The organism is Thermosporothrix sp. COM3, assembly GCF_059696735.1.
On the sequence record NZ_AP019376.1, the window covers coordinates 5,489,175 to 5,509,153 of the forward strand.

Annotated in this window: 12 protein-coding genes and 6 tRNA genes; 7 read left to right on the forward strand and 11 right to left on the reverse strand. The window is 52.4% G+C overall.

Annotated elements, in window-relative coordinates; all coding sequences use genetic code 11:
• Nucleotides 1-17 precede the first annotated feature (17 nt).
• Nucleotides 18-2,048, reverse strand: coding sequence for a hypothetical protein (locus tag KTH_RS23290; RefSeq protein ID WP_497621311.1), 2,031 nt, complete (start codon nt 2,046-2,048; stop codon nt 18-20).
• 301 nt (nt 2,049-2,349) lie between these two features.
• Between KTH_RS23290 and KTH_RS23295 the strand changes: the two genes are divergently transcribed.
• From KTH_RS23295 to KTH_RS23310, 4 genes are all read left to right on the forward strand, one after another.
• Nucleotides 2,350-2,652: a hypothetical protein gene (locus KTH_RS23295; RefSeq protein WP_497621312.1), complete on the forward strand. Its 303-nt coding sequence runs from the start codon at nt 2,350-2,352 to the stop codon at nt 2,650-2,652.
• Between the two features lie 315 nt (nt 2,653-2,967).
• Entirely contained in the window at nt 2,968-4,002 is a 1,035-nt protein-coding gene (locus KTH_RS23300; protein ID WP_497621314.1) for an ArsR/SmtB family transcription factor, read from the forward strand.
• 80 nt (nt 4,003-4,082) lie between these two features.
• The gene (locus KTH_RS23305) at nt 4,083-4,769 is read left to right on the forward strand and encodes a TetR/AcrR family transcriptional regulator (RefSeq protein WP_497621316.1); all 687 of its coding nucleotides are present in this window, start codon (nt 4,083-4,085) and stop codon (nt 4,767-4,769) included.
• Nucleotides 4,770-4,913: 144 nt separating this feature from the next.
• Nucleotides 4,914-6,560: a DHA2 family efflux MFS transporter permease subunit gene (locus tag KTH_RS23310; RefSeq protein WP_497621317.1), complete on the forward strand. Its 1,647-nt coding sequence runs from the start codon at nt 4,914-4,916 to the stop codon at nt 6,558-6,560.
• A 51-nt stretch (nt 6,561-6,611) separates the two neighbouring features.
• Here the strand turns inward: KTH_RS23310 and KTH_RS23315 are convergent, their stop codons facing one another.
• The 4 genes from KTH_RS23315 to KTH_RS23330 form a co-directional block, all read right to left on the reverse strand.
• The gene (locus tag KTH_RS23315) at nt 6,612-6,947 is read right to left on the reverse strand and encodes a hypothetical protein (RefSeq protein WP_497621319.1); all 336 of its coding nucleotides are present in this window, start codon (nt 6,945-6,947) and stop codon (nt 6,612-6,614) included.
• A 768-nt stretch (nt 6,948-7,715) separates the two neighbouring features.
• Nucleotides 7,716-7,788 (reverse strand) — tRNA-Met (locus tag KTH_RS23320).
• Nucleotides 7,789-7,884: 96 nt separating this feature from the next.
• A tRNA-Met gene (locus tag KTH_RS23325) sits at nt 7,885-7,960 on the reverse strand.
• 29 nt (nt 7,961-7,989) lie between these two features.
• A tRNA-Met gene (locus tag KTH_RS23330) sits at nt 7,990-8,065 on the reverse strand.
• Nucleotides 8,066-8,524: 459 nt separating this feature from the next.
• Here KTH_RS23330 and ftsH point away from each other — a divergent pair.
• A complete protein-coding gene (gene ftsH / locus KTH_RS23335; RefSeq protein WP_497621321.1) occupies nt 8,525-10,534 on the forward strand; it encodes an ATP-dependent zinc metalloprotease FtsH in 2,010 nt (669 codons plus the stop codon).
• A 282-nt stretch (nt 10,535-10,816) separates the two neighbouring features.
• Nucleotides 10,817-11,782: a type I pantothenate kinase gene (coaA, locus tag KTH_RS23340; protein WP_111324449.1), complete on the forward strand. Its 966-nt coding sequence runs from the start codon at nt 10,817-10,819 to the stop codon at nt 11,780-11,782.
• Nucleotides 11,783-11,881: 99 nt separating this feature from the next.
• On the opposite strand, the gene KTH_RS23345 is transcribed toward coaA, so the two are convergent.
• From KTH_RS23345 to KTH_RS23370, 6 genes are all read right to left on the reverse strand, one after another.
• Nucleotides 11,882-11,954 (reverse strand) — tRNA-Asp (locus KTH_RS23345).
• A 5-nt stretch (nt 11,955-11,959) separates the two neighbouring features.
• Nucleotides 11,960-12,044, reverse strand: a tRNA-Ser gene (locus KTH_RS23350).
• A 55-nt stretch (nt 12,045-12,099) separates the two neighbouring features.
• A tRNA-His gene (locus KTH_RS23355) sits at nt 12,100-12,171 on the reverse strand.
• Nucleotides 12,172-12,404: 233 nt separating this feature from the next.
• Complete coding sequence (locus KTH_RS23360; protein WP_497621324.1) at nt 12,405-13,298, reverse strand: carbohydrate ABC transporter permease; 894 nt, start codon at nt 13,296-13,298, stop codon at nt 12,405-12,407.
• Between the two features lie 34 nt (nt 13,299-13,332).
• Nucleotides 13,333-14,259: a carbohydrate ABC transporter permease gene (locus tag KTH_RS23365; RefSeq protein ID WP_497621326.1), complete on the reverse strand. Its 927-nt coding sequence runs from the start codon at nt 14,257-14,259 to the stop codon at nt 13,333-13,335.
• Between the two features lie 159 nt (nt 14,260-14,418).
• Nucleotides 14,419-15,768, reverse strand: coding sequence for an ABC transporter substrate-binding protein (locus tag KTH_RS23370; RefSeq protein ID WP_111324452.1), 1,350 nt, complete (start codon nt 15,766-15,768; stop codon nt 14,419-14,421).
• A gap of 1,060 nt (nt 15,769-16,828) precedes the next feature.
• Here KTH_RS23370 and KTH_RS23375 point away from each other — a divergent pair.
• Nucleotides 16,829-19,969: a hypothetical protein gene (locus KTH_RS23375; protein ID WP_497621328.1), complete on the forward strand. Its 3,141-nt coding sequence runs from the start codon at nt 16,829-16,831 to the stop codon at nt 19,967-19,969.
• Nucleotides 19,970-19,979 lie beyond the last annotated feature (10 nt).

The window sequence follows — 19,979 nt, forward strand, 5'->3', positions numbered from 1 at the left end:
CGGCAGGCGAAACGGTGTCAGGCGAAATCCTTCAAGGCCTCATAGACAGAAGAAATGTTCTCCTGAATTGCTGCTACGTACTCATCCATTTGCAGCGCTCGAAACACTTCCAATGCGTGTTCATAGCAGGCAAGTGCCGCTTCCAGATTCTTGCGCCGGTTGCCACGTTGCAGATCGCGATATGCGTTCCCACAGTTATTCTGACTGGCTGCCCACTCTAAGGGAGAGGTATCGATGGTATAGATCGAGAGGGTCGCCTGATAGAGTCTGATCGCGGCTTCCAGGTTCTCCTGACGGTCTCCCTCTTCGTACTCGCGGTACGCGTTCGCCAGATTAAAGAGCAGCAGTGCCCATTCCCGGGGCTCAACCTGTCTGAAGTCGACCTTGAGCGCCTGCCTGTAATGGTCCATCGCTTTGCGCAGGTTGTGCTGACGTCTTCCCTCGGATAGTTCGGAGTAGGCATAGCCGAGCTTGCCGTGTACTTTGCTCCATTCGAGCGGGTAAACGTGACGCTGATAGATCTGTAATGCCGCCTCATAGCAGGCGATGGCACGTTCGAGCATCTCCTGACGTTGCTCGCCAGAGATATTGCTGTAGGCGTCACCCAGGCTGCTCTGGGTCATCGCCCATTCTTCGGGTGTAGTGCCTTTGTTATAGACCAGCAGAGCGGCCCGGAAACAGCCGATTGCCTTGTGCAGGTTCTGCTGGGCATTGGTCGTGAGATTGCCGTATGCGCTCCCGAGCGTGTGCTGAAGCCTTGCCCAATCGAACGGGAACGCCTTGCGATTGTAAACGGAAAGAGCCGCTTCAAGCGCTGCTATCGCGTTTTGCAAATTCTGCTGAATATCTCCTGAACTGAGATTGAAATAGGCGTGTCCCAGATTGCTTTGCACCGTGGCCCAACCAAGCGGAAAATCGTGCCGGGTATAGACCTGAAGCGTTGCTTGAAAGCACTCGATCGCCTTTCGGAGCGCCGTTTGATTGCTGTCATCTGGCATATCAAGATAGGTCAGGGCCAGCATGTTCTGCGTCTTGGCCCACTCAATCGGGTGCTCCTCGCGGGTATAGACGCGCAGAGCCTCGTAGAAGCAGCCGAGTGCTTTTTCCATCCGCTCCTCTTCATTCTCTTCGGTCAGAAGGTTATAGGCAATGCCTAACCGATTCTGGACAGCAGCCCATTCGAGCGGCGTTGTTTCGGGCGCATAGACGCGCAGGGCGTTCTGGTAGCAGGAGATAGCTGTTTGCAGGTTGCTATTGGGGTCGTCTCCAACCAGCAGCCGATAGGCATTCCCCAGGCTGTGCATGATGTCGGCCCAGTTGCGGGGAGCGGCATCGAGCGTATTGACCTTCAGGGCTTCCTGATAGTGGTATACCGCCTGCTGAAGGTTCTCCTGCCGATCTCCGCCGGGAAGAAAGGCATAGACATTGCCCAGGTGATGTTGTGTCAGGGCCCACTCGACAGGGTTCGTTTCCGGGGTATACACTTTCATCGCGTTTTCATAGCAGCGAATCGCCTGTTTCAGTGCTTCATAGCGGTCTTCACCGGGCTGAAGACAGTAGAGGTTGCCCAGATGGCTCTGTGTTTTTGCCCATTCCTCGGGAAAGTTCTCATAGGTGAAGACTTTCAGGGCCGCTTGAAGGCAGGAAAGCGCCTTCTGGATAGAGATATGCTGCTGCTCTTGTGGGATAGGGAGCCGGAGCAGTTGTGCATAGCCAACGCCGATCCCATATTGTGCCTGAGCCCAATCAATCGGAGTGGTTTCGTAGGAAAACACTTCGAGTGAGGCTTGAAAGCTGGCTATCGATTTGCGGAGATTGGTAAAACGATCTCCTCGTTCCTGCATTCGATAGGCGGTACCCAGTCGACACTGAATCTGTGCCCATTGGTCAGGATATGCTGCCAGCGTATAGAAATCAAGCGCCGCCTGAAAACTGGTAATGGCCTTTTCCAGATTATCCTGTTGATCGCCAGAAGCAGCCGCACTGCTATAATTGATCCCCTGTTGATAGTGCTCTTCTGCCTCAGCGCGCTTCCTGTCGGTATCCATAAAAACTACATCCACTGCCTTGTTAAGAGGAAAATACCCCTGATCGTGTACAACCTGTTATGCATGTTTCATGCACAATCCTTTTTACTCTCTCGATTCTACGTGCTGTTTCAGCGCTTGTCAACGGGTCTGTTGCTATCTCTGATGGGCATTCCTGCCATTCTCTGTGCAGAAATGGGAGCAGGCTGTGTCTTTTCCCGAAAACGTCCTGTATATTGTGTATTGTTGCTTTTATAAAGCTGAATGGATAAAATCTGAGAAGATTGTGCGCTTCTAAGCCTCTGGTAGAAGGAGTTTTTTTGTGATTACGAAAGACGTCTTTGCTGTTTTGATGATTGTCAGTGTCGTGGGGGGGCTTCTCGGGCTGCTGATCGCTATATTGATGACTGTGAGCTTCTGGAAGATATTTGAGAAGGCCGGTTTCAGTGGCGCTCTAGCTCTGATTATTGCGTTTATCCCGTTGGCAAATATTATCATGTTGCTCTGGTTTGCGTTTACTGAATGGCCGATTGAGCAGGAACTACAGCGTTATCGGGCTGGTACTCAACCGAACAACTCGCATCCGGGCCATACTCCCACTCCTCCCTATCCCCCTCAGCATTAGTTGAGAAGAGGCTTCCCGATTCCGGGGAGCTTTCTTTTTTTTAACCTGACGATAAACCTCTGTTAACAGCAAGCAGCTATACTCTTTCATGTGCGGATACTCCGCCACTCTCTCTTATCACCTTGCTCCCGGTGGTCGCACCCCGTGTCACTGTGTCTTATGAGGAGGACGTAAGGCACAATGCGAGAGGAAATATCCCCTCTCGCATGCTGGCCGGGGGAGCTCTTTTTCTGGCTTGACAAGGCTTTCTTCACTCTCTTATACTGCGTTGGCACTTATCAATGCGTATTTTTCAGAGGGGAAGGAAGTGTCTTTATGTCGCTTCAGTTGCAGGAAGAGTCGCTACGCGAACGGGTACGTCTGATGGTTGCGCCAGTCTGCGAGATGTTGCATAGTCTCCATGTTCTGGCTGATCCCTCACATCATCTGCCCAATCAACGATGGGCCGAGGCCACCATGCAACGGCTGTCACCGGCGTTGCGCGAGGATATTACCTGTTTCGGGCGCTGCTGTGAGCAATGGCTGACCATTGTCGATCTGGTCTATCTCGTGGGGGCTCCTGATCTCCCTTTTGCGGCCTTTTGCGAGGGGGTAGCAGCGCTTGAGCCGGAACAGGTGGTGATGACTGCCTTCATGGGTCTGTCCACTGCTCCGCTTGAGGATGAGCGAAGGCTTTCGTCTGACCCGGCAGTAGTGCATGCCTATCAGGAGGCCAGAAAGCAGCCACAGCGTTTTGTGGAGCTCCTGCTACGGACGCTCTCCGCATATCAGGAAACGATATTTACTGAGGAGTGGGAGCGGCGACGTCCCTTGCTCGAACGCAAGCGGGCATTGCTGGCGGCACGTCTCAAGGCTACCGAGCCTGCACACTGGTTGGAGACGCTCCATGCTCGTGTCTCTGTTGAGCGGACAACGCTGGTTGTCCAGAAGTATCGTGAGTTTCGTTTCCCCCTTGATGCACTCAAACACCTTAATTGTATTGTTTCCAGTTTTACTGCTCCGCATGTCATTGCTACATATAGTCGCGAAGAGCTGTATCTGTATATCAATGTGCCTCCGGTTCTTCCCGCCCCTGAAACGATCCCGATCGAAATTACACAACTGACGAAAGCGCTGGCTGACGAGACCCGCTTGCGCCTGTATCAACTGGTGCTACAGCATCCCTGCTCGCTTCAGGAATTGGCTCAGCGGGTGCGATTGTCCGAGTCGACGGTGTCGCGTCACCTCAAAGTCTTGAAAGCCGCCCGGCTGGTTCAGAGCACAAAAGAAGGGGCCACGCTGCTCTATACGGGCACACTTGCCCCGGTTGATACGCTCCCTCTGCTGCTTCGCGAGTTTGTGCAGCCGTGAGCTTGACAGATTCAGTTCGTTTAACGTAGGATATACAGGTACTTATCAGTTGATAAGGAATGCAGGAGCGTTGAGGAACAATGGGAACACAGAAACAACGCCGCTCTCTCTCCAGAGAAGAAGTAGAGGAGACGCGACGCTCTATTATTCGGGTGGCAAGCCAGCTCTTTATGCAATATGGCTATCGTGCCGTGTCAACGCGACAGATCGCTGATACCTGCGGGCTGACACAGCCTGCACTGTATCATCATTTTGCCGATAAGCAAGATCTTTATATCGCGGTGGTGAAAGAGCGGCTGTCCCGGACTCGTGCTGGCCTTGAGCGGATCGTACAGCGTCAGGAAAGTGTACAGGATCGTTTACGCCTGGTTGTGCGCTTCTTGTTGACCACAAACCAGCATGATATCAGCATGATGCTCCATGATATTGCCTATGAGCTGGATAAGCAGGCATATAAAACCCTGTTGGACCTCTTTCAGGGCGGTATCATTGCTCCCATTGCTTCTCTTTTTGCGGACGGGATTCAGCAGGGAATTCTGCGTGATCAGGAGCATGAGGGCTTGCAGCCAATGGCGGCAGCCGAAATGTTTATGCATGTATTGAAAAGCTTCGTTCCACGTGAGTCATCGGGCTCCTTGCATCCTACAGCACCACGTTCGGGATACCTATCCGAGCATATTGCTGAGGCGGAGCGGGTTGTTCCGCTGCTCTTCTATGGTCTGGCGTATCCCGATTTTGAACAGGCGCCCTATCTGCGCAAAGAGTAGGACCTGTTCTTTTTTTTGTCTGTTCCTTATCAATCGATAAGCATACGCTGCACCGTGTAGTGGTCGGACTGCCAGTATGGAGTGTTTTTTGTATGTCTGAAACTTATCGCTTGATAAACAAGCTTTGAGAGGGAAGGAACTGTTATGGATCTGGCAAAGAGCGGGATTGAAGCAGAACAGGGCGATCCCGGGTATAAGTGGCGTGTGCTGGTTTCGGTGATCGCTGGAACCTTTATGGTGATCCTGGATGCAACGGCGATTAATGTCGCGATTCCTACACTACAGGCGGCTTTCGGCGTGAACGGACAGAAGGCCGCCGTTGACCAGATTGATGCCGTGATTACGGCCTATTCGCTGGCTCTGGGAGTTGTGACGCCGCTGGCTGGCTTTTTAGGCGAGCGTCTGGGCGTCAAGCGGGTCTATCTGTTTGCGCTTGGCGTCTTTGGGGCAGGCTCATTGCTCTGCTCGTTTGCGCCTTCGTTGACCTGGCTGATTGTGTTTCGCGTGATTCAGGGCGCTGGTGGTGGGGCGCTGGTTCCTTTAGGGACGGCGATGTTGACCGGGGCTTTTACCGAGAAGCAGCGCGGGATCGCCTTCGGCCTGTTTGGGATTGCGATGGTGATGGCTCCGGCGCTTGGCCCGATTCTGGGCGGCTACTTTGTTGAATATTGGAGCTGGCACTACATTTTCTATATCAATGTGCCGGTCTGTATTGCCGGTATTGTGATGGGCAGTCTCTGGCTGAAAGAGTATCGGCGTGGCGCTCTGGCCCGCTTTGATTTCCCGGGGATCGCGCTTTCAAGCGTGAGCTTTGGCCTGTTGCTCTATGCGATCCAGCAGGGTTCACATGAGGGCTGGACGGCGCTTTCTGTTATCATCTCTCTGGTGGCGGGCGTGGTATTGTTTGCTTGCTTTATCGTGGTCGAATTGCGCGTCCCCGAGCCTTTGCTTGATCTGCGCCTGTTTCGGAAGCGGACCTTCAGTTCGGCCAGCGTGGTAGGATGGGTCAGCACGATCGCGCTCTTTGGCTCGGAGTTCCTGCTACCAATCTATCTTCAGAGTCTCCGTGGACTCAGTCCCTTACAGGCTGGTCTGCTGCTCTTGCCGCTGGCGGTGGCGGCAGGCATCGTCGCGCCATTCTCTGGAGCGCTCTATAACCGCATTGGGCCGCGCTGGCTGATTGTGGGGGGAAGCCTGCTTCTGGCTATCAATACCTGGAATATTGCGAATGTGGCGCTCGATACGCCGTACTGGTTTTTAATGATCCTCTTTGCGTTGCGTGGGATCGCGGTTGGATTGGCTCATCAAACCACAATCAACGCGGCGTACACCGGCTTGCAGCCGCAGCAGTTGCCTCGCGCCTCTTCGCTGATTACGTCGTTTCGCAATGTCTTTCAGTCCTTTGGTGTGGCTGTGCTTGGCACGATCGTGACGCATCAAACGGATGTATATGTGTCGGCAGCGAAAAGCGACATGCAGCATCCCGCGACCGCGCTTGGAAAAGAGGTGGTACAGCAGGCAACGCTTCTGTTTCAGCAAATGACGGCAAAAATGCCGCATCTTCCACCGGAGGCCTTGCAGAAAATGCACGAGAAGGCGACAGCAGCCGCTACCGGGAAGGTGCTTGGGACCCATATGCCGCATTATCTCTTGCAGGCAATCAATGACGCCTACTGGCTGACCTTCTGGCTCTCTATCGCGACGATTCTGCTGGCGCTGACCCTGCCAGGGGCAAAGAAGCGAGAGGCCGCAAAGAACCCCTCAACAGAGCTACGTGAAACGGTTTCCTGAGCAGCAAGAAGGGCGGCCCTGTAACGAGCCGCCCCTTTGCTCTCCTGGCTCTCAGTGTCTGTACAGGTCATCAAGCGATATCTCATCATTTGGTCTGGTTGTCTCCTCCTCTTCATCGAGTGGCGGTAAGTCTTCCGGCGTTGGTGGGTTAATCATGCCAATCAACAGGCGGATAATGCCGACGATAAAGACGATAGCCCCTATGCCAATGAGAAGCCCTTCCGGAGAGTAATAGACGCCACCGCTGAAAACGATTCCCGCTCCTATGAGGAGAAGTCCCAGGATAACGAAAAGAAGTCCACTCCAGATGTATCTGTTGGATTTATTCCAGACGGCTCGCTCAAAAATGCGTAGTCGTCGCTTGGGACTAATACGTTGTTGTTCCATCACGGGATCTCCTTTTTTGTAAGCAGACAAGGCAAAAAATGGGAGTATAACTATACTCTATTAGTATTGTACTTGATAAAATATGCTCTACCTGTTTCGGTTGACTGTCTGCTTACTGGCATATAGTTATGATCTATATGTGTGTTTACGGAAAAGAGAAATGTTTAGACTCATTGATGTAGCCATGCGGAAAAGGGAATATGTGTTCTATGACTGTATCCTCCTGAATCTACTCCCAGGGATATGTTCTATTGGAAATGTGGAGAGGGGTTATTTCCAAGTTTTCATGCATAATTTTCTATGGTAGACTCTTTATTAGAGAACACTCCCAATAAGGGAAATAGGGTATTGATGATCGAGTAATGTTGTTTCTATTATGAAGGAGGAAGATAGTATGAGTGGACGACCTTTTGTACGTGCTGAGATGCAAAATGAGATGCAGCCGCGGACGTTTGTGCAGCTTTTAAACAGGTACAGATTGAATATGGTACGGCTTTCAAAGCTGGCCGGGGTGCATGTTGATTACCTGTATGCGATGGCGTGGAGTTTGCCGGTGGAGCGACGTATTGCGGAGAAGGTGCTAACGACTATTTCCAGATTGGTGGGGACATCATTTTCGTGTGCGATGCTTACCATTCAGGTGATTGATGAGGGGATAGCTGTGCAGGGAGGAGAGGCGCGGGGGGCATTGCGTCCGGTCAGGTTGGTAGCAAAGAGTGAGGACAAAAAAACAAAGGACCCATCAAGTTCTATGGGTCCTTCTCACGGTAGCGGCTGTAGGACTCGAACCTACGACACGGGGCTTATGAGTCCCCTGCTCTACCACCTGAGCTAAGCCGCCAGATCTTTTTTCATCACCTATCTTACCACAGTCTGTCAAGAGGTTGAGCTTGTTTCCTCGGGAACGGCTCTTCCTTTTGTAGTGGAAGAAGGGAAGTGGTAGCGGGAGCAGGATTCGAACCTGCGACCTCCGGGTTATGAGCCCGACGAGCTAACCACTGCTCTATCCCGCGTCAATAAAATGCTCCCTGAAAGGGAGACTTGGTAGCGGGGGGAGGATTCGAACCTCCGACCTTTGGGTTATGAGCCCAACGAGCTAACCACTGCTCCACCCCGCGTCGGTATCTATAGGATATACCATACTTTGCGTCCTGTCAAGTAGTTTTGGTGAGGTATTCTTTCCATTTTGCCAGAAGGAAATATAGGCACTTTGTTCATTGACAGGTCAGGTATATTCAGGGAATAAAAGGGCAAGCAGACTTGTACTAAGAGAGAGAAGATGTGTCGAGTGTGATGAGCGGTGGCCCCTACAGTGAAACTTTCATCTTGCCGACTCGTATGTATAGCGATACCTCTCTTCATCTGCCAGTAGAGCGTGAAAGCCCTTCTTATGTGGAGGTTGATGACTGGATTTTTCTTGTTTTCTGAAAGAAAGAGAGCGTTTTTGGGTTTTCAACCGTAGAGATTAGTAGAGAAAAGAGTGGACGAATACTGTGCATACGTGTAATATTCATAGTACCGTATGCTGCATATAGATTTTTCCTATTATTGACAGACAAGAAAGCAGGTCTGATCTAATGGTCGCTCAGGCTATATATAAGTATCAGAACAACAACAATGAACCGAGAGACCCAGGCGCGCCCCGGCTCAATGGGGGCGGAGGTGGCAACGGCAATTCCTCCGGGGGGCCGGGAGGTGGCTCGCTGATCTTGCGGGCTATCCTCTTTGTGATTTTGCTGCTCGCGGCCTGGTGGCTCATTCAACTTATCTACAACGGCATCAGCGGCGGAAACGATGGGAAAACAACGGAAGTTGACTACAGTCTGTTCTATAAACAGGTTGAGAGTGGCAACGTTGAATCGGTCATTTTCCGAGGACAGGAGGCGACCGGTACCTTCAAGAAAGCGGTCTCTGTTCCGACTGGCAATGGGCAATCCACCAAAGCCGAGCAGTTCCGCGTCAATCTTTTCCCCAATGGCGACACACAGCTTGTTCCACTGCTGAATGAGAAGCATATCCAGTTCCGGGCCGAACCGGTCAATGACAACAGCCTGTTCTGGGGGATTGTCCTCAATGTTGCGCCCTGGTTGCTGTTGCTCGGCTTTGTCTTCCTGATTATGCGGCGAGCCACGCAGAGTCAGCAAAACATCTTCAGCTTTGGCAAGAGTAAGGCGAAGATGGTGCTTGAAGATCGTCCGAGCACCACCTTCGCGGATGTGGCGGGCGTTGACGAAGCGAAAAACGATCTTGTCGAGATTGTTGATTTCCTCAAGACGCCGCAGAAGTTCCAGCGTCTGGGCGGCAAGATTCCTCGTGGTGTGTTGCTGGTGGGCCCTCCGGGAACTGGTAAAACGCTGCTGGCCCGTGCTGTCGCTGGTGAAGCAGGCGTGCCCTTCTTCTCTATGAGCGGCTCTGAGTTTGTTGAAGTGCTGGTCGGTGTTGGTGCCAGTCGCGTGCGTGACCTGTTCGATCAGGCCAAGAAAGCCGCCCCGAGCATCATCTTCATTGACGAGATCGATGCTGTCGGTCGCCAGCGTGGTTCCAGCATTAACAGCAACGATGAGCGTGAGCAGACCTTGAACCAGTTGCTGGTAGAGATGGACGGCTTTGATGCTCGTCAGGCAGTGGTTGTGCTTGCCGCGACCAACCGTCCGGATGGACTGGACAAAGCGCTGTTGCGTCCGGGTCGTTTTGACCGTCGTGTGACCGTTGATCGCCCCGACGCCAATGGACGTCTGGCTATTCTGAAGATTCACACGCGTGATGTTCCGCTGGCGCCGAATATTGACTTGCAGGCAATTGCGCGCAGCACACCGGGTATGGTAGGTGCTGATCTGGAGAATCTGGTCAACGAGGCCGCACTGCTGGCTGCACGACGTAACATGGATGTGGTTGACCAGAAGTGCTTTGAAGAGGCGCTGGACAAGATCATTCTGGGTGCCGAGCGTCCGCTGATCCTGAGCGAAGAGGATCTCAACGTTGTGGCGTATCATGAGGGTGGTCACGCCCTGACCGGTATCCTGACCGAAGGCGTCGACCCGGTGAGTAAGGTGACGATTGTCCCTCGTGGTCAGGCGCTTGGTGTCACTCAGTATACTCCGCTGGATGATCGCTACAATTATTCGCGTGAGTATCTCGAAGCGCAGCTTGTGACCGCGCTTGGTGGTCGTGCCGCTGAAGAGGTGGCGATTGGCCGTATCACAACCGGTGCTGAAAATGACCTGCAACGTGTAACTGCAATTGCCCGGCAGATGGTGACGCGTTGGGGTATGAGTGAGCGGTTGGGCCAGATCTCATATAGCGAGCGTGAAGACCCGTTTGCGGGAACGGCGCTTGCGACCGGCTCACGGGAGTACAGTGAGCGTACTGCCCACGTCATTGACGAGGAAGTGTCTCGTATCGTGAAATGGGCGCATGAACGCGCTGTCACCCTGCTGACCGAGCACCGAGAGGCGCTGAACCGAATTGCACAGGCGTTGCGCAAGTATGAAACAATTGATGCAGCTCAACTACGGCAGATCATGATTGAAACAGGCTCAATTGAGGCAACTCCGCCTTCCTATCGCGAGGCGGCAGCTTCGGCCTAAAGATGCCTGAAAAAGTCAGAGGTCCGGGAATATTCCCGGACCTTTTTCTATGTGGTAAGCGGGGTATGGATGCTAGCCAGCTACCTGCCATAAAGAAGCTCTTGCTATGTACAATAAAAAGTATATAATCTTGCGTGACGGTCAAACGGTTGTATTTTCTCGCGCATGCCAGCCATGATCGATCGATTGAAGAATATCGTATTCAGAGATTTTAAGGAGTGAAAGGAGTGACCGGGTGCCATCCATGCTGTTTCCTGGTGTCTGGTTGCTTGATAGAAAAGTATGAATATTATTGCCAATGAGCATACGACAGAACTTTCACGCTTCATCGTCTTTTCTCGTGAGGAGTGGGCGCAGCGTCGCGCCAATACGCCATTAACGCTCTCTGAAGAGCGTCTGAACGCATTGCGCAGCCTGAACGACCGTATCTCTCTCGCAGAAGTCGAGCATGTGTATCTTCCACTCTCACGTTTGCTGAACCTCTATGTTGGTGCTGTCCAGAAATTGCATGCCGCTACCAGTACCTTTCTGGGGCATACCACCGCGCAGGTACCCTATGTGATCGGTATTGCCGGAAGCGTGGCTGTGGGGAAAAGCACCACTGCTCGTCTCTTGCAGGCGCTTCTATCGGATTGGCCATCGCGTCCGCATGTCGAACTGGTGACGACGGATGGCTTTCTCTATCCCAACCGGATTTTAGAGGAGCGGGGTCTGATGAACAAGAAAGGCTTCCCCGAGAGCTACGATCAGCGGCGTCTCCTCCGTTTTATGGCCGATGTGAAATCCGGGATGGAAGAGGTTACAGCGCCGATCTATTCGCATTTAACCTATGATATTGTGCCGGATCAAATGCAGGTGATCCGAAGACCCGATATCCTGATAGTTGAGGGCTTGAACGTGCTTCAGTCCGGGAAGAAGGGACGTTCACGCAAAGGGCCCCGTTTCTTCGTCTCTGACTTTTTCGATTTCTCTATTTATGTAGATGCCGACGAAGCTCATATTGAACAATGGTATATTGAGCGCTTCTTAACCCTGCGTGAAACCGCATTCCGCGATCCCTCATCCTTCTTCAGACATTTCACACAGCTCTCGCTTGAAGAGTCCATTCATACTGCCCGCTCTATCTGGCAGGAGATTAACGGGCTCAACCTGCGTGAAAACATCTTGCCGACGCGTGAGCGGGCGCACCTGATTCTCAAGAAGGGAGCAAATCATCTGGTTCAGGAAGTCTGGTTACGCAAGCTTTAGCCTGCTGTGAGCGCAACGAAAGAAAGCCAGAAGCAGAGATGGAGTGGAGAAGACATTCTGCTTCTGGCTTTTCTCAAGAAGGAGACAAGGCAGGAGAAACGCCTGTGATGGGACTCGAACCCACTTTCTCTCGTTCGACAGACGAGTGACGCTACCCTTTGTCTTCACAGGCCTGAGTGCACAGGGGAGGATTTGAACCTCCGTAGTCCGTCGGGACCATTAACCTCCCGTCAGATGCTTTTAACCGCTCAGCCACCTGTGCGTCATCTGGCAAGCAAAGGCAGCCCCCCCTTCTTTGCTGCCTTGCCTGCCAGAAAGGAGACAGAGCGGAATCGAACCGCTATCTTCAGAGCCACAATCTGAAGTTCTCACCGTTAAACTACTGTCTCCATCAGAAAGAAGATAAAGCCTCTACCTCTGCTCTTAAAGCATCAGCCTGTAGCACCTTGTGGACCCGGCAGCTTTCTTCATGTCCCTTCTGATACTTGACATAGTAGCATTACATTTGCGATTTGTCAAGGAGAGAAGACGGCAAAAATTCCGTTTGCAGCAGAAGAGTGGGAAGAGGAAGAAAAAAGGGTTGTTCCTTTCAGCAGAGACGCCGAAAGGAACAACGGAGGGATTATCCTTTTACTGCACCTGCGGTCAGGCCGGAAACAATACGGCGCTGCAAGAACAGGACCAGAATAACCAGCGGGATCGTGACGACAATAGCCGCTGCCGCAAGCATACCGTAAGAGGTCTGGTGTTCCGAGTTAAAGAAGGTAATACCAACGGTGACCGGCTGAGCCGCGGTCGAACTGGTCAGCGTCAAGCCGAACAGGAAATCGTTCCAGACGGCGATGAATGAGAGGATCGCTGCCGCGAAGACGCCGGGCGCGGTCAGCGGTACAATCACGTGCCAGAGCGCCTGGAGGCGAGAAGCGCCATCGATACGCGCTGCTTCTTCCAGATCTGACGGAAGATCCCGGAAGAAAGACGTGAGGAACCAGATCGTCAGCGGTAAGGTAGCCACAATGTTCGGAACGATCAGTGCGGCATAGGTATTGTAGATGTAGAGCCCGTTCGTGAAAAGAATGTAGAGCGGGCCAACGATGGCGATAAACGGGAACATGTTGACGGACAGGACGATCGCCAGCATCGCCCCTTTTCCGTAGAACTTGGTACGACCGAGCGCATAGGCGCAAAGAATGCCGAAGAGGAGCGAAACGACCGTAGTAACGACGGCAATAATAACGCTATTGCGCAGGGTCGGCAGAAAGAAATCTGACTTGGTGAATGCGTCTATATAGTTGTTGAAATTCCAGTGATGCGGGAATAGCGTTGGCGGATAGGCATTAATTTCGGTGCCATCCTTCACCGAGGTGATGAAGGTCCAGTAGAGCGGAGCCAGGGCTATAAAAACAACCACGATAACGGCAATGTAGCGCCCAAAAGCTGCCCAGGACCATTGCTTCCCGTTCTCCTGGTCTTTTGCTGCCCTGGAGGCCCGTTTCTTTACGACGTCTTGTGCCATAAACTATATATCTCCTTCAAGGTTGCCTGATGGTTTAGCCCTGCTCTTTGAGCATACTTCGTAACATACTGCCGAAGATGATGCTGATGATAATACCGATGATGAAGATGAGAATAGAGGTTGCAACTCCCTGCGAGAATTCGGTATTGCTGCCAAACATACGGATGTTGGCAAACGAGGCAAGAGAAGGGACCATCTGCTTACCAAAGACATAGAACAGGTCAAAGACGCGGATGGCGTCGAGTAGACGGAAGAGCAACGCAATCAGGAAAGGGTTCTTCAGCATCGGTAACGTGATGCGCGTGAACTGCTGCCAGCGGGTTGCGCCGTCAACGCTTGCGGCCTCGTAGAGATCAGCAGGAATGACCTGAAGACCGGCCAGGAGCAAGAGGGCCATAAACGGTGTGGTTTTCCAGACATCGGTGATGACAGATGCGGTAATGACACCCGGCACGCTATTCAGCAGCGTGTCGCCCTCGGCAAGTAAATGAAGGGAGCGCAGGATGTAGGTCAGGATACCTGTCTGATCGCCATACATCAGGAACCACATCTGTGCCGAAACAATGGTCGGGAATGCCCAGGGAACCAGGATTGCCGCGCGTACCAGGCCACGTCCGGGAAAGGACTTATTGATGAGTAACGCGATCAGCAAACCGAAGATCGATTCCAGTGCAACGCTGAGCACGGTATAGATCATCGTTGTTCCCATCGCCTGGCGGAAAACCGGGTCCTGAAAGACCGTGATATAGTTCTGTAGACCAACGAATTTCGGGCGCGCGGCAAACGGATTATGCAGCATGCTGAGCCGAATTGAGTCCAGCATGGGATAGACCGCAATGACCAGAATCAAGAGAAGTGTCGGCAGAATAAGGATATAAGGCAGAAATCCGCCGTTCATCCTGATACGATCCATGAGGCCAGGAGAAGCACTTTTTTCGACTTTTGCTTCTTTCACAGCCATGAGTTTTCTCCTTCTGTTAAGCGCTGTTTGAAGGTATAAGGGCCTGATCTGGTGAGAATTGTGCGTGCTGGAGGGCAGAAATGCCCCTGTGCAATGGACGGAGCTGTTGCGAGAGAGTCAGGGGTAACAGAACGTTACCCCTGAGTGTAGCTAGATGGCTTATGATTGTACGATTCTTTGCAGATCGTCGGCCAGGCTCTTGATGGCCTGATCGGGCTTGGCGCTCTTCTTCAGTGCAGAATAGACATGGCGCTGAATGGATTCTGACACCGTCGTGTACTTTGGAGAGACCGGGCGCGGCTTCGCATTCTGGAGAATGGGCTTCAAGTCCTTGTAGAATGCGATCTTGGATTGCACATCACTATCGTCGTAGATGCTTTGCAGAACCATTGCCCAGCTTGCGCTTAGCACAGCCTTCTTCTGAGCCTCGGCCGAAAGCATGTACTTGATGAACTCCCATGCCTCGTCCTGATGCTTGGAGAACGCGTTAATGGCCAGGTTCCAACCACCAATGGCGGAATGACCGGCGCTCTCTTTGCTCCCGTGTGGCAAGGAGGCGATAGCGAACTTTTGCGCGACCTTTGACTGCTTGGGATCATTGTCGATTACCCAGGCATAGGGCCAGTTGCGCATAAAGGCAGCGTTGCCCGCGGCCCATGTTGCATGGGACTGGTCCTCGGTGTACGTGGTAACGGCAGCCGGAGAAACGGAGCCGACCCAGCTTGCCATCATGGTCAGAGCATCAACGGCCTCCGGGGTGTTGACTGTGACTTTCTTGGCATCATTGGGATCAAGAATGGCCCCGCCGTAGCCGTGAAGCACTTCACAGAAATTACACACCAGACCCTCATACTGTGAGCCCTGCCAGACATAGCCGCTCTGTACCTTTGATGGAGCTACATCCTTTGATATGGAGACGAGCTCATCGAAGGTCTGCGGCGCGTTCTTCATCAGGTCAGTGCGGTAGTAGAGCAGGCCCAGGTCTGTACGGAAGGGAGCGGCCCAGAGTTTCCCGTTGTAGGTACATCCTGCAATGGGTGCCGAGAGATATTTCTGTCGCTCGCTGGATGGCCACATGCTGTCGGTGATTTCAACGGTCCATTCCTGCTCAGCAAACATAGCGGGGTAGACAATATCCACCGAAATAATGTCGATCTCTGCATTGCGGGCGCGGAACATGTTGTTGTACTTGGTCATCATTTCGTCGGTGCTGTTCGGCCCGTTTTGCCAGGTCACATGGATATTTTTCTCTTTACCAACCGTCTTGTTGAATTCCTCGACAATGTTCTTGTAGGTGTCGGTCTTGTCGCTCTCACTCTGCCAGACGAGATTGACTGTGCCATTACTGCCGCTCGGGGTGTCCCCACCACAGGCCTCTAACAGCGACATCGCTGCGCTGGCTGTCAGACCGACAGCAAGTGCGCGCTCCATAAAAGTACGGCGTTTCATGCGTCCAGAACGCATTTTTGTAACGATTTCGTCGAGAGCTTCTCGTTGCTCACGAAACATCTCAGATCCTCCTTCGGCTTACTTGCTATTTGGCATAGCGGGTGATTCCTTCACGACGTCGGAACGCTGTGTTCTCTTCCTCGCTTCTGAAATCAATCGTCCCTCTGTGCTCTTTCTTCTGAGAAGAAGCGGCTTTGCTACTGTAAGAGAGCGTGATCCTGCCTCTCTTTGCCCCGTTTGCTGTCGTAATGAGATGCTTTGGAATAAAATAGAGCGTGTGTTCCTTTTGTCCCGCTTCAGATGGGTGGTGGACAGGAAACAAAGGGCGGCTATGTTGTGTGTCTATATGGCTTCCTGGCGCTAGAGAGCGTTTCTCTTTGCGAACCGTTCGCTGATCCCTTCTGTTTCTGCGGCGTTGCACAGGTTGACAAAAAGCTTCTTGCTCGCTGCTATTCCTCCCTGAAGACGATTTGATTGTTCCTGATGGGATCGGTTGAATAAAAAGCCATATATATATAGATACCCCCTCTTGCACAATTAGTCAAGCCATTTTCATAGCTTGTGGCAGGCTTCTTGCTGCCTGAAGACGATTTTGTCCCTGTTCCTACTCTTCGGGCAATGGGTCCGCTCACTGCCTGTCTTACTATGAGTCATCCTTGTATAATTTGAGATGGTATCTTCATTCCGTGATCATAGAAATGATGTAGAAATCAACTAATACTATCAGGATAGAGAGAAAAGCAGGCTGTTGTGCGCATACACTTCTACTCGATCTCCTGCTAGCTAAGTCAGCATCTCAAAACGGATGAGAGCATAGACCGGGACACTGTATCAAAAAAGATCTATCTGTACAATATATGAATGATACGAATGGCTGAGCATACTCGCTTCATTTTCGCGGGCTCTGGATGCGACACGGCACCTTGTCCAAAAAGTCCCGGTTTCTGGAGAGAAGCATGAAAAGCGGCTCCATTCCCTTTCTCTGAGCTTTGCGGTCTCAATCAGGCACTCACGTGTTATAATCAACCAGTATCTTTCCACTTTTGCTTTTCCCCTTTGGAATAAGGGTGAGAGAAGTCGCCTCTGAAGAGACTTTCGCGTTTACCGGGAAGGCGTTGTTATGTTAATAACCCGTATCGAGTTAGAAAATATTAAAAGTTATCATCACTTCACTGTTGATCTGCGTCGGGGCACCACCGCTATCAGCGGCGAGAATGGAGCCGGAAAAACAACACTGGTTGAAGCGATTGGTTTCGCTCTGTTTGACTATCTTCCCTACAGTCAGTCGCGCTTTGTTCGTGAAGGTGAGAAGTGGGGACGTGTCACCGTGCACCTGATCGGCGGAGATGAGCGCCCCTATGTTGTTGAACGGCGCTGTGGGTCTGGATCGCGCTGGTTTGTATACGATGAGGGCGCCAATATTCGTCTTGAGCAAAGCGCCGATGTGATGGATAAGCTGCATGAACTCTTTGGTATTGATCGAAGCCGGCCCCTCGCTTCTCTTTTCCGTGACGCTCTGGGCGTTCCTCAGGGAACATTTACCTCGATTTTTCTTGAAACCGCCAGTAAACGCAAGCAAACCTTTGACTCCCTGCTACAGATCGAAGACTACAAGACGGCGGCTGAATATCTGTTAGAGACCCAAAGACAATATAAGGAGCAGCGAGAGGAGCAAGAAAAACGGATTGTTCGCCTTGAGGCCGAGACTCAGGATCTGGAGGCATGGCGCAACGAGCTTGAGGAGAAGCGGAAGCGTGAACAGGAGTGGTCTCGACAAAGTGCGCTCTTGACCCAACAGTTGGTGTTGCTCTCACGTGAAGAGGAGAAACTGACCGCGCAGCATGAACTCGTCCAGACGCTTGAGCAGAAGTGCAGAGAAACCGAGCGCGAATATAGCCATGCGCAGGAACTTCTGAAGAGCTATGAGCAGCAACTACAGCAGGCACGCATGGCCCGACAGATCGTCAACGAGAATCAGGAGTCATATCAGCGCTACCTTGAAGTGGAAAAAGCGCTCAATATCTTGCGTCAGGAACAGCGTCGCCAGAGCCAGCTTCAACAACAATTAGCTGAAATTCAGCGCTCCGATGCCTCTGCACAGGAACGGCTGAATTTTCTGAAGCAGCAGCTTGTCGTAGTCGAGCAGGCAAAAGCCAGAGTGATCGAGCTTGCTCCGCTGGTTGAGCGACAGATTGAGCTTGAACAGCAACGGGAAAAGCTCAAGCAGCAGATCACGAGCTTTGAAACTGTGATGCGGGAAGGAACCAACAAGCGCGAACAGCAGGAGAACCAGAAAAAGAAGCTGCGCGAACTGGAACAGAAGATTGCCCGTATTGAGCCTCTCAAAGCTGTTGCTGAGAAGCTGAACGAGTATGAGCACGCCCGTAAACGCCTGCTGGTTCAGGAGAACGAGCGCAAGAATATCTTTCAAAAGATCCGTGATAAGCAGCAGCTTGTCCAGGAAAGGAAGCAGCGGCAGCTTCAGGTTGCTGAGCGCCTGCATAAGGTAGAGCAGCATATTGAGGCAATTGAGGCACATCGGGCAGAGGCCGAGGAGATGCCAGGACTGGAAGCACGCAAGGAACAGCTCGCAGCCCGTTGCAATCGGCTGGAAGGCAATATTGAGGGCTACGCGCGCTCTCGTGCCCAGTCTGCCGGTGGGCAATGCCCCCTGTTACATGAAAGCTGCCTCAATATCAAGCAGCGTGGCATCGCCAGCCTGGAATCATACTTTGAGGATCTCTTGCAGAGCGAGAAGGCGCAACTGGCGAAGGTGCGTCAGGAGTATGCAGCGGTTGTCCAGCGTATCGAGCGAGTTCGGAAATATGCGGAGGCGCTGACAAAGCTGGATCAGTATATCCAGCGACGCGATGAATGGGCAGATCTCTCCCAGGAGCTTGAGCGTGAAATTGCGCACCATGAGAACGAGATTGCTGCGCTTTCGGCTGATGCAGCCATGTTAAAAGGGCTGGACCAGCAGAAACAGGAGACAGAGCGCCTCTATCAGCAGAGCCGCCTTGCCAGCGAGCAAATCAGCGTTCTACCCACCCTCTACGAACAAAAAAAGGGCTGTCAGGAACTTATTGATCAGTTGGAGCGGGAATTGCAGGACTTGCGCCGCAAATTCGACAGCCTGCGCGAGAGCAGGAGCCTGCTCACGAAGATCGAGGAAGAGCTGTTGCGTCTGGATGATCCCCGCGCACATAGCCGGGGACAGCGGGAGATCATCGCGAAAGAAGAAACGTTGAAGCGTCAGTTTGCCGAGGTACAGGCCGAGATCCAGCAGCTTCAGCAACAGATGCATTCCTTACAGCAAGAGCTGGCTGCCTATCAATCGCTGGACGAGCGTGTCCTTGCACAGGAACAGGAGCTACAGCATTGCCTGCCAGGATATCAGAATTATCTAAAATATATAGAGACGGCCCAAAAATATGCGCTTCGTGAACAGGAGTATCAGCGGCAGCAGGCCGAAGTAGAGGCGGCAAAGCATGCCTTTGAAGAGGCTCAACAGGCCTCACAGCAGGCCCTTGCTGGTTTTGATCGTATGGCTCTTGAACAGGTCCGGCTGAAGAAGCTCCAGCTTGATCGAGATCTTAGCAGCCTGGCCGGGGAGATCAGGCATCTACAGGAAGCAATGAGCGGCCTGCAACAGCGCATTGCGGAAGGAGAGGTGAAGCAGGAGGAACTGGAAGCCGCGCGAAAAGAGTACAATGAACTCGATGAGCTGTATGGCCTGACCGAGTATTTTCGGAAGCTGATCAAAGAGGCGGCGCCCCATGTCTTGAAAGCGATGCTCAATGATATCTCTGCCGAGGCAAATCGTATTTTCGGCGAGATTATGGGAGATCATAGCGCACAGCTGTCCTGGCAGAACGAGTATGAAATTGTGTTGCGACGGCAGGGCGTGGCCCGAACGTTCGCCCAGTTGAGCGGCGGCGAGCAGATGAGCGCGGCCCTGGCGGTACGTCTGGCGCTCCTGAAAAAACTGTCAACGCTCAATATCGCCTTCTTTGATGAGCCCACGCAAAACATGGATGAGATGCGTAGAATGAATCTGGCCGAACAGATCAGGCGTGTTCGCGGCTTTGAGCAATTGATTGTGATTAGCCATGATGATACGTTTGAGCAAGGGCTTGATAGTCTGATTCGGGTGCGCAAGGTGCATGGAGAAACGCAGCTTCTGGATGAGGATGCGGTCAGAGATTACCCGCGAGCCTTTGAGGCCCTCTCATCGGAAGACGATGTGATGTTGATGCACTAAGCAGGGGAGA